The sequence below is a fragment of the Rouxiella sp. WC2420 genome (assembly GCF_041200025.1).
Taxonomy (GTDB): Bacteria; Pseudomonadota; Gammaproteobacteria; order Enterobacterales; family Enterobacteriaceae; genus Rouxiella.
In genome coordinates this window covers 308,774-321,924 of record NZ_CP165628.1, presented here as the reverse complement: position 1 = coordinate 321,924, position 13,151 = coordinate 308,774, and the positions used below count along the sequence as shown (strand labels likewise).

The 13,151-nt window shown below is 52.1% G+C and carries 12 protein-coding genes; 8 read left to right on the top strand and 4 right to left on the bottom strand.

Features of this window, described 5'->3' with window-relative positions; all coding sequences use genetic code 11:
• Positions 1 to 49: 49 nt before the first annotated feature.
• The 3 genes from AB3G37_RS01485 to pilM all read right to left on the bottom strand — a co-directional run bounded on the left by AB3G37_RS01485 (position 50) and on the right by pilM (position 2,349).
• Positions 50 to 943, bottom strand: a complete 894-nt coding sequence (locus AB3G37_RS01485) for a hypothetical protein (RefSeq protein ID WP_369789505.1) — start codon at positions 941 to 943, stop codon at positions 50 to 52.
• Positions 944 to 958: 15 nt separating this feature from the next.
• Entirely contained in the window at positions 959 to 1,411 is a 453-nt protein-coding gene (locus AB3G37_RS01480) for a PilN domain-containing protein (protein WP_369789504.1), read from the bottom strand.
• An 89-nt stretch (positions 1,412 to 1,500) separates the two neighbouring features.
• Positions 1,501 to 2,349, bottom strand: coding sequence for a type IV pilus biogenesis protein PilM (gene pilM / locus AB3G37_RS01475; protein ID WP_369789503.1), 849 nt, complete (start codon positions 2,347 to 2,349; stop codon positions 1,501 to 1,503).
• Between the two features lie 157 nt (positions 2,350 to 2,506).
• Between pilM and mrcA the strand changes: the two genes are divergently transcribed.
• The gene (mrcA, locus tag AB3G37_RS01470) at positions 2,507 to 5,062 is read left to right on the top strand and encodes a peptidoglycan glycosyltransferase/peptidoglycan DD-transpeptidase MrcA (RefSeq protein WP_369789502.1); all 2,556 of its coding nucleotides are present in this window, start codon (positions 2,507 to 2,509) and stop codon (positions 5,060 to 5,062) included.
• Positions 5,063 to 5,161: 99 nt separating this feature from the next.
• Here mrcA and nudE read toward each other — a convergent pair whose 3' ends face one another.
• Positions 5,162 to 5,719: an ADP compounds hydrolase NudE gene (gene nudE, locus AB3G37_RS01465; protein ID WP_009635749.1), complete on the bottom strand. Its 558-nt coding sequence runs from the start codon at positions 5,717 to 5,719 to the stop codon at positions 5,162 to 5,164.
• 460 nt (positions 5,720 to 6,179) lie between these two features.
• On the opposite strand from nudE, the gene AB3G37_RS01460 reads away from it, so the two are divergent.
• The 7 genes from AB3G37_RS01460 to AB3G37_RS01430 all read left to right on the top strand — a co-directional run bounded on the left by AB3G37_RS01460 (position 6,180) and on the right by AB3G37_RS01430 (position 13,107).
• The gene (locus AB3G37_RS01460) at positions 6,180 to 8,327 is read left to right on the top strand and encodes an intracellular growth attenuator family protein (protein ID WP_369789501.1); all 2,148 of its coding nucleotides are present in this window, start codon (positions 6,180 to 6,182) and stop codon (positions 8,325 to 8,327) included.
• Positions 8,328 to 8,354: 27 nt separating this feature from the next.
• Positions 8,355 to 9,020: a GMP/IMP nucleotidase gene (gene yrfG / locus AB3G37_RS01455; protein ID WP_369789500.1), complete on the top strand. Its 666-nt coding sequence runs from the start codon at positions 8,355 to 8,357 to the stop codon at positions 9,018 to 9,020.
• Between the two features lie 48 nt (positions 9,021 to 9,068).
• Positions 9,069 to 9,482 (top strand): ribosome-associated heat shock protein Hsp15, encoded by a 414-nt coding sequence (gene hslR, locus AB3G37_RS01450; RefSeq protein WP_369789499.1) that lies wholly within the window; start codon positions 9,069 to 9,071, stop codon positions 9,480 to 9,482.
• Between the two features lie 214 nt (positions 9,483 to 9,696).
• Positions 9,697 to 10,575 carry an Hsp33 family molecular chaperone HslO gene (hslO, locus tag AB3G37_RS01445; protein WP_369789498.1) on the top strand — a complete coding sequence of 293 codons (879 nt, stop codon included), beginning with the start codon at positions 9,697 to 9,699 and terminating at the stop codon, positions 10,573 to 10,575.
• A gap of 191 nt (positions 10,576 to 10,766) precedes the next feature.
• Complete coding sequence (gene pckA, locus AB3G37_RS01440; protein ID WP_369789497.1) at positions 10,767 to 12,386, top strand: phosphoenolpyruvate carboxykinase (ATP); 1,620 nt, start codon at positions 10,767 to 10,769, stop codon at positions 12,384 to 12,386.
• Positions 12,386 to 12,631 (top strand): plasmid stabilization protein, encoded by a 246-nt coding sequence (locus AB3G37_RS01435; protein WP_369789496.1) that lies wholly within the window; start codon positions 12,386 to 12,388, stop codon positions 12,629 to 12,631. The genes pckA and AB3G37_RS01435 overlap by 1 nt, the downstream gene beginning before the upstream one ends.
• Complete coding sequence (locus AB3G37_RS01430) at positions 12,628 to 13,107, top strand: PIN domain-containing protein (protein ID WP_369789495.1); 480 nt, start codon at positions 12,628 to 12,630, stop codon at positions 13,105 to 13,107. The genes AB3G37_RS01435 and AB3G37_RS01430 overlap by 4 nt, the downstream gene beginning before the upstream one ends.
• Positions 13,108 to 13,151: the final 44 nt, after the last annotated feature.

Below are 13,151 nucleotides of genomic sequence, written 5' to 3'. Positions count from 1 at the left end.
TTTAATTAAAAAGGGGGGCATCATGTCCTCCGTGACATTTTTTGCAGGCTCAGGGTCCTGCCAGAGTGAAAGTTTGCTGCTTTACACCGCAGCGCGGACGGCCAAAACTGACCCGAACCTGTTGTTTACTAACTTCATCGACATAACCAAGCCCGTCGGCCAGCGTGTCTCCGGTTCTGGCCCGCAACCACTCTCCGCTCGTCAGACGCAGCCAACCGGTAAAGCCTCGAGCATCGCCAATCACGCCTCTGAGTTCCGGCAGCCCTTGCCGTTCATTATTGATATCGCACTCTTCGACTGCAGCGGACTCGGTCAAAAAAGGATCCCTGAGCAGAGGCATGGCAAACTGTTGCCGAGCCTGCTTTATTTGCTCGGCGGTGATTCTTCCGTGATAGGACGCCAGCTGCAGCGTCACGTCGAGAATAGCTTTGTCGGGATCGAGCCGGGTCAGCAAAAGCTGCTCTATCGCCAACGGCGCTGTTGATTGCGTCATCAGACCATCAAGCAGCTTTACCAGCCCGTTAAAGGGCAATTGCAGCTTGAATGAACCTTGCTGTTGCAAACCGTTGTCCTGACCAACCGCAATTGGCGCAGGCCTTTGGGGGAGCCAATGCAGCAATTTCCCTCCAGCCGCACTGAGCGGTGCAAGCAACTGTTGCGGCAGAGGGGGAATCATCGTCGGTAAAGGGGCGATGCCAACCAACACAGCCTGCAACTCTGCACGCGAACGCTGGCGTAGCAGTGTGCGCTGCTGTTGGTGAATCTTTTCTCGAAGGGTTGTAATCTGCGTTTCAATCACCGCCGCCGATTGAATCACCATTGACAGCGTAAGCCAGTAACCCCCCGCCAAAATCAACAGCAGTAAAAAACTGATTAGCGCCGCAATTTGCCAATCGGGTCGGAGTAATAAATGCAGGATAAATTCGCGGTATTCCTTGCGCATGGCGATCTCCCTTTCCTATTCATTTTCCAAAGAGGCCAGCGCCGCGTTAAATGAAAAATACAGCGAACCGGTGGCAAGCTGCTTCACTTCCCGTAATTGAACCTGAGGTAACAAACTCTCCCGCTTTAACGACTCGCTCAACGCCAGGATATTGCTGTAGCTTTCACCCTGGCCGTCGAGTTTGAATTGGTCGCCACTGTGATGCAGTTGAGTCACCCACACGCCCGGAGGAATAACCTGTGACAAATGCTGCAACAGCTTGGTATACCGCAGGCTGCGTTCAAAGCGCTGTTGACTCTGCAACGCAAGAAGCTCGGCCCGCTGAACTGCATTCTTGAGTTTGTTGACGGTTTCAAGCTGGGCCTGTAGCGCGTTGTGCGAGGCGTTAAATTCTGCCTGACGACTTTCGCTCTGCCGCAGCTGTTGCTGACTGCGCCAGGCGAACAGCACGATCAGCACTATTTCCATAGCCACACCTATCAGTAACAACCAATGCCAAAATCTAAAGCGTTTGTTGCGATGCGTTTCGCGCCATGGAAGAAGATTAACCTGCAGCATCAGCGTTCAGCCGGGCGCAGCGCAAGACCGGCCGCAATAACAAAAGCGCCGGTTTCCAATGGCAGCGGGGGTGACATCTGCGTGAAGGCGCTAAATGGCGACCAGACTTTCATTCCCGCAGGCGGCGTATCGGGTTCAAAGCTGCTGTAATGGATTTCCCCACTGCACAGTTTGCTAGCGCTATAAAGGCCGCTGAGCGTGTTGTGCCACTGGTCGAGTGACGGGGCTTCGTCTTCTTCCAACAAACCAAACTGAAACGGCAAACCGTGCGGAGCCACCCATAACCACTGTTGATTTAAGCGATGCAGCAGCAAAGATTCGGCCGGAATACCCGCAGAACTGGCACTTTGCTGGATGGCGCAGGGCGTCAGGTCAATGGCCTCGGGGAACAGTTTCGCCTGCGCCAGACAGTGCTGCCATTGCGCGACCTCCTCCTGACGCGCCGCGGTAACCACCAATTGCCGGTTGTCGCAGGGTTCCGTGCGATAGTCGATCATCAGGGACTCCATCGCCAGAGGCAGCTGTTTTGCCGCGCTGGCGCGAATAAAGGCGTCGCGGTGCGGTTCCTGCAATCGGTTATCCGGCGTGGGCAGCCGGAGCTGGATAATTCGCTGCGCCGGGAGGCAGATGCGTAATGAAATTGTTACGGGCAAACAGCGTCGCCAGCGCGATAAAATGACGATTAATTGTTCAGTCTCATGTAATATTCCCTGCCGCATAACCTCTTGCGGTAACGGGTGCTGCCACCAATGGCGCAACTGCCATCCGCTACGTCGTTTTTGAACGGCGATAGCTCTGGCATAACCGTTTTGAATATCCAGGCCCACTTGCCATGTAAAGTGTCGCATTATGTTGCACTTCCTTGTCGTTTTAAGGGCATACCCGACTCCATACTTGTGGGTATATCTACGGGGCAGACTTGCTTTTATAGTCTGCCTTCGACTACCGTACTGCGCGCGCGGCTGTTTATAAACTGCCCAAATGTCATTAAATGGGAATTATCAGGTGAAGTTCGTAAAGTATTTATTGATCCTTGTAGTGTGTTGCATTGTGCTGGGAGCTGCCTCGGTATTTGGCCTTTACAAATATATCGAGCCACAGCTGCCAGATGTCGCGACGTTAAAAGACGTTCGCTTGCAGACACCTATGCAGGTATTCAGCGCCGACGGCGAATTAATCGCTCAGTACGGTGAAAAGCGTCGTATTCCGCTCAAACTGAACCAGATCCCACCAGAACTGGTGCATGCGTTCATTGCGACCGAAGACAGCCGCTTCTATGAGCATCACGGTATCGACCCGGTCGGTATTTTCCGTGCAGCTTCGGTTGCCCTGTTTACAGGCCACGCGACGCAGGGTGCGAGTACTATCACCCAACAGTTGGCGAGAAACTTCTTCCTCAGCCCGGAACGTACGCTGACCCGAAAAATCAAAGAAGCATTTTTGGCCATCCGCATCGAACAGATGATGACCAAAGATGAGATCCTCGAGCTTTATCTCAACAAGATTTACCTCGGTTATCGCGCCTACGGTGTAGGCTCTGCGGCACAGGTTTACTTCGGTAAAAATGTCGATCAGCTGACCCTCGGCGAGATGGCAGTGATTGCCGGTTTGCCCAAGGCGCCGTCAACCTTTAACCCGCTCTACTCCCACGACCGTGCTCTGGCTCGCCGTAATACTGTGCTGTCTCGTATGCTCGACGAGAAATACATTACTCAGCAGCAGTACGACGCCGCCCGCGCAGAACCGCTGGTAGCCAACTACCATGCGCCGGAAATCGCTTTCTCGGCCCCTTATCTCACCGAGATGGTGCGCCAGGAGATGGTGAAACGTTACGGCGATAACGCCTACAACGATGGTTACATGGTCTACACCACCATTACCCGCAAAACCCAGTTGGCTGCACAGGATGCGTTGCGTAATAACGTGATGGCCTATGACATGCGCCACGGCTATCGCGGCCCGTCGAACCAGCTGTGGAAAGTTGGCGAAATGGCATGGGATCAAAAGAAAATCGTTAATTCGCTGAAAACGCTGCCAGTTTATGGCCCGCTGTTCCCGGCAGTAGTGACGCAGATTGATGATACTCAGGCAACGGCTACCATGGCCAACGGCGACAGCATCAGCATGCCGTTTAGCGGTATGAGCTGGGCGCGCGCGTTCCGTTCTGATACCAGCCAAGGTCCGAATCCGAAAACAGTCGGCGACGTGGTGCAGCCGGGTCAGCAGATCTGGGTGCGTAAAGTCGGCAACGACTGGTGGCTGGCGCAGGTACCTGACGTCAACTCGGCAATCGTATCTCTGAACAATGTCACGGGTGCGGTAGAAGCGCTGGTCGGTGGTTTCGACTTCAACCAGAGCAAGTTCAACCGTGCCACGCAGGCGCTTCGTCAGGTCGGTTCTAACATCAAACCGTTCCTGTACACCGCCGCAATGGACAAAGGTCTGACTCTGGCAACCATTCTCAACGATGTGCCGATCACTCGTTGGGATGCCGGTGCGGGCACCGAATGGCGTCCAAGGAACTCACCGGATACCTATGACGGTCCAATTCGTTTGCGTCAGGGTCTAGGCCAGTCGAAAAATGTGGTGATGGTGCGTGCAATGCGCGCGATGGGCGTTGATTACGCGGCAGATTATCTGCAACGTTTCGGCTTCCCACCGGCAAACATTGTGCATTCAGAATCGCTGGCGCTGGGTTCGGCTTCATTTACGCCTATGCAGATGGTGCGTGGTTACGCCGCGCTCTCCAACGGCGGTTATCTGGTTGACCCGTACTTTATCGCCAAGATTGTTGATCAAACCGGGAAAACAGTATTTGAAGAAAAACCGCGCATTGCCTGTGAAACCTGTGATATTCCGGTAATTTACGGAAACTCTCAGAAATCGGCCGTGCTTTCGGATGACAACGTTGAGAACGTCGCCGTTTCTGACGAAGCCAAGAATGCGACCGTACCACAGCCGCAACTTGAGCAGGTTACCCCGGCTCAGGCTCAAAGCGACAGTCAGCAGCAGTATGCGCCACACGTAATCAGCACCCAGCTGTCATTCCTTATCCACGACGCAATGAACAGCAACATCTTCGGCGAACCAGGTTGGATGGGAACCGCGTGGCGTGCCGGCCGTGACCTTAAACGTCACGATATCGGCGGTAAAACGGGGACCACCAACAGCTCGAAAGATGCCTGGTTCTCGGGTTACGGCCCTGGCATTGTGACCTCGGTATATATCGGTTTTGACGATCATCGCCGAGACCTGGGGCGCACCACAGACTCTGGCAAGATTGAAGACCAGCTCTCGGGCTATGAAGGCGGTGCGAAAACTGCGCAACCTGCATGGGATGATTACATGAAGACCGTGCTTGATGGTGTGCCTGTGCAGATGCTCAGCCCGCCTCCAGGCATTGTTACGGTGAATATCGACAAGCGCAGCGGCAAGCTGGCCGATGGTTCTGGCGACAGCCGACCAGAGTACTTTATTGACGGCACGCAGCCGACCGAGCACGCGGTGCATGACGTCGGTACAACTATCATTGATAACGGTCAGTCGAAAGAGTTGTTCTAATCTTCACCGCGGCTGAATTCCCGCCGCGTTGAACCATAAAAAAGCCGGGCTGAAGTTATTTCAGCCCGGCTTTTTCAATTCTATGTTATTAACTTTGTTTTAAAACGTCTGACGAGTCAGGAAATCGTGGGCTAAAAACAGCGCGCTGACATTTCTAGCCTCGTTGAAATCGGGCTGCTGCAACAGTTCCATCATACGGGCGATCGGCCAGCGTGTTTGCGGCAATGGCTCGGGTTCATCACCTTGCAGACTTTGCGGATAAAGATCCTTGGCGATCACGATGTTCATGCGGCTGGAAAAATAGGACGGCGCCATTGTCAGCTTGGTCAGCACGTCAAAATGCTTTGCGCCAAACCCCACCTCTTCCATCAGCTCACGATTAGCGGCTTCAAGCACAGTCTCACCGGGATCGATAAGCCCTTTCGGGAAACCCAGCTCATAGCTTTCGATGCCCACTGCGTATTCATGAATCAGCAAGATATCGTCGCCAATCACTGGCACTATCATCACTGCTTCTCGAGCGGAAGGACGCATACGTTCGTAAACGCGCTGTTCTCCATTGCTAAACGTCAGATCGACAGACTCGATAGTAAACAAACGGGAGCGGGCTACAGTTTCAACTTTCAGGATCTTTGGTTTTTGCAGGTGCTTATCCATATCGTCCCCAATTATATTATCCTCTTGCTGCGACCAAGCCTTACAACAGCCAGCCTTACTGCTCAACACGTATTTCTCTATAATGCGTTAATGCTAACCGCTATCGCAATCTTTGAACGCGATTCTTTACCAAATACCTGCTTTAATCACAGGACACCGCGGACATCTCGCCGTCTTAAAACCATAATAGGCAATAACAAATTCGCACGCGTTAAAAAATAGGATTATGCCGATACCCATAAGAGGTATTAGAAGGTTATCATTTAAAGTGGCTTGAACTACTTGGTTCATGTGTATAGTACATTGATTACAATAATAAAACTTTTAACAATAAAAAAGATACGTTCGAATAGCTTGTAATCAGGTTGCACTTTGAAATCATGATTTTTGTTTTATCATTATTTTTTTGTACATTTTTCAACCAGATAGATCACAGTATCTGAGTCTGAACGGGGATAGGATGAGTACAGTCGTCGAGACGCTGATGTTCATGAGCGCAGTGATTATTATCGCGGGCATAGGCCTGTGGTGGGTGCTGCGACGCCGACGATTAGCTTCTACCAGCATGCATTTTTCAAAACCGAATCAGCGCAAACTGACCCAACAAGAGCGCGATGCCGTCGAGAAATATTTCCGCCAGAATGATCCACTAAGCCAAACGCCAATGACTCATCGCAGCAATTTGATACTGCAACGAGACAAGCTGGCGCTGACGGCCAAAAGCGAAAATGTTTACTCCGTCACCCGGGCGATTACGCGTTACGGGCTGGCCAGCGATGACCCCAATAAGTGGCGCTATTTCCTTGAAACCACTGAGATTCATCTGCCGTTGTTCTGGGAACAGTACATCGCGCAGGAAAACCACGTTGAACTGATCAAAACCCAGACTATCCCACTAGTGATCTCCCTGAATGGACACTCACTGGTCGATCATATTTATGACCGCGCTTCGGTTACCTCTGCCGTTATCACTACACCACCGCAAAACGCCTCGATTCGTCCCGAAGAAAACGATCATGTCGAACTGCTCAGCGTGCGCCAAGAAACCAAGGAAGAGTATCAGCTGACTCAATCCAGCGGGATCCTTGAAGCTCTTGCGCTATCTCTGGTGATGATACTGGTATTTATCACACTGATTGGTCCGGCAAGCATTCTGCCATGGATGCTGGCGCTGACTCTTTTGCTGGCAGCCTGGGTTGGCTGGCGGATAATCGCAGATACACTTGGCCGCAACCGTAAAGAAATCCATTGCCTGCGCGGCATGCCAAAACGCTGGGGACTGTTCGGAGAGTCCAAACAGGGCGACATCAGTAATATTTCACTCGGCGTCGTAGACCTGATTTATCCGCCACACTGGCAGGCGTATATCAACCGCGAGCTGGGCCAGAAAACTGACATTGATGTCTATCTCAATAGTCAGGTGGTGCGCCAGGGGCGTTACCTTTCCCTGCACGATGAAGTTAAAAACTTTCCGCTACAACGCTGGGGCAAGAATCTGGTGTTGACCTGCGCATCTATTTTTTTGCTGATGGTAATGCTGGCCTATGTGCCACTGAGCCTGCCGTTAAAGCTCAGTTTTGCCTGGCTGCAAGGCGCGCAAAGTACCCAGGTCAACAGTGTGGCCGCGCTGGAAAAAACTCCGCTGCGAGTTGGTGATACATTAAAAGTGCAGGGCTCTGGAATGTGCTACGTTCCTCCGCGCCTGAATGCAGGTTCAAGTACGCCGTTTATGCCGTTTGACTGCTCCGCAGTCTACTGGAACGAGGCAACTCCCCTACCGATGCCGGAGTCGGAAACTATCGAAGCCGCAGACGATCTGCTGGCGACGGTGCACACCCAGCTGCATCCAAACGGGAGCGGTACCGAGCAAAATATTAACCCGCAGCTGGCCACCGCCATTGAAAAATCAGGCATGATCCTGCTGGACGACTTCTCGGATATCGTGTTGAAAACCCAAGCATTGTGTAGCAACAGTGAAGACTGTGTGCGTTTGAAGAACGCGCTGGTTAATCTGGGTAATGCCGATAATTGGGGCACGCTGGTCAAGCGAGCGAAGTCTGGCTCGTTAAAAGGCATGAACGTGCTGCTGCGACCGGTAAGCGCAGAATCGCTTAATGAGCTGGTCAATACGGCAACTACGGCGTTTTACTCCAACGAAACTCTGCGTGCCGCCGAGGCGCTGAATAGCCCGCCGCCGGGAGGATTCTTGATAAGTAATGACGAAGGCAAGCAGTTAGTCCCTGAAAAACGTCCGCCGCTGACACTATTTGCCTATAATCCTCTGGACCAATGGAAACAGCTGCAAAACCTCTCTGCAATGCTGCTGCACACCTCGTTCTCCGCGCAGGGCGTGATTACCAATATCAGCATTGATGCCAACGGTACTCGCCATATTTCACTGCACAGCGAGCCGGATATCTCCACGCTGTGGCGCTATTTGGGTACGACAGTGCTGCTGATAGTGATTATTGCCACGCTGCTGGTAAACGTTACGCTGTTGATCAAACGCCGATTCAATGACCAGCTGCGGATGGAAAAAATTCTGTCTTACTACAATAGCTGTTTCAATCCGACGATCATCACCCAGCCGTCGCGTACGCTAGACTGATAGCGACAAAACAAAAGAGCGAATTACATGACTCTGGATCTCGACTGGAAAAACATCGATACCGTCTTGCTGGACATGGACGGTACGCTGCTCGATTTGGCCTTTGACAGCCGTTTCTGGCTGCAGCAGGTTCCTCTTGCACTCAGTGAAAAGCAGCAGATCCCGATTGAAGAGGCGCGCCAACACATCCACCGTGAATATTTAGCGGTGCAGCACACGATGAACTGGTACTGCTTCGACTATTGGAGTAAAAAGCTCGGTCTCGATATCTACCAGATGACTACCGATATTGGCAGCAGCGCGCGTTTGCGTGGGGATACTGCCACGTTTTTGAATGAGTTACGTCAAAGCGGGCGTCGTACTATCTTGCTGACCAATGCACATCCACACAGTCTGGCTGTGAAAATCGAGCATACGGGTTTAGACCAGCACCTTGATTTATTACTTTCCACCCACACATTTGGTTATCCGAAAGAAGATCAGCGCCTTTGGGCTGCCGTCCAGCAGCAAACCGGTTTTGATCCGGCAAGGACGCTTTTTGTAGACGATGGCGAACCTATTCTTGATGCGGCGAAAACCTACGGGATCCGCTACTGTCTTGGAATAGAAAATCCTGACTCAACAATGGCGGCAAAGTCATTTCAGGGCCATCCTTCAATCAGTGATTACCGCAGTCTGTTGCCTCTGGGCTAACTGGCGCGGCCTCCGCCGATGATGTCCCTGCCCTATACGGGAGGAATCATGAAGGGAAAAGCACAACAACAGGATGACAACGCCATTCGACTCGATAAATGGCTATGGGCCGCGCGTTTCTATAAGACCCGCGCCATAGCACGCGAGATGATTGAAGGCGGCAAAGTCCATTACAACGGCCAGCGTGGCAAGCCCAGCAAACTGGTTGAAGTGAATGCTGAAATAAAACTGCGTCAGGGCAATGACGAAAAAATCGTGGTGGTGCTGGATGTTAACGACCAGCGCCGCAGTGCAGAACAGGCCCAGTTGCTCTATCAAGAAACTGAAGCCAGTGTGGCGAATCGAGAGAAAGTCTCAGAAGCCCGCAAGATGAACGCCTTGACCATGCCACACCCCGATCGGCGGCCAGACAAAAAAGAACGGCGCAGCCTGATAAAATTTAAATATAGCGATCAAGACTGAGCTATTGAGTAGCTGTGTAGCTGAGTGCCCAAGAAAATCGCAATCCGAACATAGCTAAACTTGGTTAAATACCCCGTTTTCCCCAAAGTCATGGACGCTACAGCAAGCAGCAAAGGAACGAATCCCGTGAGCTTATAAGTAAGTGACTCGGGTGAGTGAGAGCCGCTAACGCAGCTGTGGTGTTCGGGACGCAGGGGAAATAAAGAGAGAGATTATGTCTAACAAAGATCAATTACACCGTTATTTGTTTAATCACCATGCCGTGCGTGGCGAACTGGTTTCCTTGAGTGAAACCTTTCAGCAGATCGTAGCGGGCCATGATTATCCTGCCGAAGTAAAGAATCTACTCGGCGAAATGTTGGTAGCAACTAGCCTGCTGACCGCGACGCTAAAGTTTGATGGTGATATTACCGTGCAGGTTCAGGGCGATGGTCCGCTGAAGCTGGCAGTGATTAACGGCAACAACCTGCAAGAAATGCGCGGCGTAGCTCGTTTACAGGGCGAAATTGCCCCTGAGAGCACGCTGAAGCAGATGCTGGGCAACGGTTACATGGTAATTACCATTTCTCCGAGCGAAGGCGAGCGTTATCAGGGCGTCGTGGGCCTGGAAGGCGAAACACTGGCCGAGTGTCTGGAAGATTACTTCATGCGCTCTGAGCAGTTGCCAACGCGCATCTTTATCCGCACCGGCGAGTCTGAAGGTAAAGCCGCGGCGGGCGGGATGCTGCTGCAGGTTCTGCCTGCGCAGGAAACTGATGCTGAAGAGTTCAGCCATCTGGCACAGCTGACGACCACCATCAAGGCCGAAGAGCTGTTCACCCTGCCAGCCAACGAAGTGCTGTATCGTCTGTATCATCAGGAAGAAGTCACCCTGTATGAACCGCAAGACGTTTGCTTCAAATGTACCTGCTCTCGCCAGCGTTGTGCTGACGCGTTGCTGACGCTGCCGGATGAAGAAGTTCTGGAAATGCTTGAAGAAGATGAAAAAATCGACATGCATTGCGATTATTGCGGCAGTCATTATGTCTTCGATGCCATGGATATGGTGGCTATCCGCGCAGGTGCCAACAGCAGTAATGACAGCATTCACTAACTAATACCGTACAAATCTCCAGCAAAGGGGCAGTTTAATAGCTGCTCCTGTTACATGAAGCCGTGCTCTACCTCGCAAATCTACCAAAAATGTCCCAATAGCTTCAATTATTTGGAGTGTCCCGTGTAAAACGACTATTGTTCTCCCTACAATATCGCGCAGACAGACGATGTATATAAAGGAGCAGGGATATGTCAAACACACCTTTTTCGGCTGACGAGCTGACCCAATACGGGATCACTCAAGCCACTGAAATCATTTACAATCCGAGTTATGACGTGCTGTATCAGGAAGAACAAGCTCCTGGTTTGGAAGGCTTTGAACGCGGTCAATTGACCGAGCTTGGCGCTATCAATGTAGATACCGGCATCTTCACCGGCCGCTCGCCAAAAGACAAATATATTGTCCGTGACGAGACGACTCGCGACACTGTTTGGTGGTCAGATCAGGGCAAAGGCAAAAACGATAACAAGCCGCTGAGTCAAGAAACCTGGCAGGTGCTGAAGCAGCTGGTTGGGCGTCAGCTTTCTGGCAAACGCCTGTTCGTAGTTGATGCTTTTTGCGGCACCAATGAAAACTCACGCCTCAAGGTTCGCTTCGTCACTGAAGTTGCCTGGCAGGCACATTTCGTTAAAAATATGTTCATTCGCCCTACCGACGAAGAGCTGATTGGTTTTAAACCAGATTTCGTGGTGCTGAACGGCGCGAAATGCACAAATCCAGACTGGAAAGAGCAGGGTCTCAATTCCGAAAACTTCATCGCGTTCAACCTGAGCGAAGGCGTGCAGCTGATTGGCGGCACCTGGTACGGCGGCGAGATGAAAAAAGGCATGTTCGCCGTAATGAACTACCTGCTGCCGTTAAATAATATTGCCTCGATGCACTGCTCCGCCAACGTGGGCGAGAAAGGCGATGTGGCCGTGTTCTTCGGCCTGTCAGGCACCGGTAAAACCACCCTGTCCACCGATCCAAAACGTAAGCTGATTGGTGATGACGAACACGGCTGGGATGATGAAGGTGTATTCAATTTCGAAGGCGGCTGCTACGCTAAAACCATCAATCTGAGCAAAGAAGCCGAGCCTGATATTTTTGGTGCGATCCGCCGTGATGCCTTGCTGGAAAACGTGGCAGTCAACGAGCAGGGGGTGATCGACTTCAGCGACGGCTCTAAAACCGAAAATACCCGCGTGACTTATCCGATCCAACATATCGACAATATCGTCAAGCCGGTGTCGAAAGCGGGTCATGCCACCAAGGTTATCTTCCTGACTGCCGATGCGTACGGCGTACTGCCACCGGTTTCCTGCCTGACTGACAAGCAAACCGAGTACTATTTCCTGTCTGGCTTCACCGCCAAGCTGGCCGGCACCGAGCGCGGCGTGACTGAACCTACGCCAACCTTCTCTGCCTGCTTTGGCGCTGCGTTCCTGACGTTGCACCCAACGCAGTATGCTGAAGTGCTGGAAAAGCGTATGAAAGCCTCAGGTGCGAAAGCCTATCTGGTTAATACCGGCTGGAACGGCACCGGTAAGCGTATTTCCCTGAAAAACACTCGCGCAATCATCGACTCTATCCTCAGCGGCGAGATCGACAACCAGCCAACAACCAAACTGCCGATTTTCGACCTTGCGGTGCCGCAGTCTCTGCCGGGCGTTGACACGCAGATCCTCGATCCGCGCGACAGCTACTCAAGCGCCGAGCAGTGGCAAGGAAAAGCCGAAGATCTGGCCAAGCTGTTTGTCGACAACTTCAGCAAATATACCGATACCGCTGCAGGCGCCGCGCTGGTGAGTGCAGGACCTAAGCTTTAATGGCAACGCTGACGATTCGCAACCTCGATGACGAAGTTAAAGATTTGCTGCGACTCGCGGCGGCCAGAAACGGGCACTCCATGGAAGAGGAGGCCCGGATCATTCTTCGGCAGGCGCTGCAAGGCAGCCAGCCGAGCTATGGTCTAGGCAGTCGATTGCAACAGCGATTCTCGTCTGGCGGCGGCGTTGAGCTAGCTCTACCTCAGCACGGCAACGCTTCTCTCGACGGAGAAAAGCAGCCATGATCGTGCTCGATACGCCGGTGATAATGGAAATTTTGCGGCCAAAACCGCATAAGTCTGTGCTGGAATGGCTGGATGCACAGGATGCGCAACAGCTTTTCCTGACCGCTATCACCGTTGCCGAACTGTTTGCCAGCCTTGAAAATCTGGCTGACAGCAAACAGAAAGCGCAGGTCTCAACGCTGATGCTAGAAATGCTAAACCAGGATTTTTCCGGAAGATTGCTGCCGTTCGATGCACAAAGCGCGATTATCTTTGCCCCGCTGTTGGCAGGGAATCAAAATATCGAGATTTCTTTAAGCTATGCGGAATTGCAGAAGGTCGCCATTTGCCAGCAGCATCAGGCGCGTCTTGCGACTTTAGATGCGCACCGCTTTGCCAACAGCGGTATTCCGCTGCTGAATCCGTGGGAAAATCAAGGCAGCCCTCGCTGGCGCGAAGACTCGGCGGAATATTTTGTAATGAGTAGAAAGTCTTAACGAGTAAAAGTTTGGTGTCGGGTAATAGGTCATCAAGACCCATT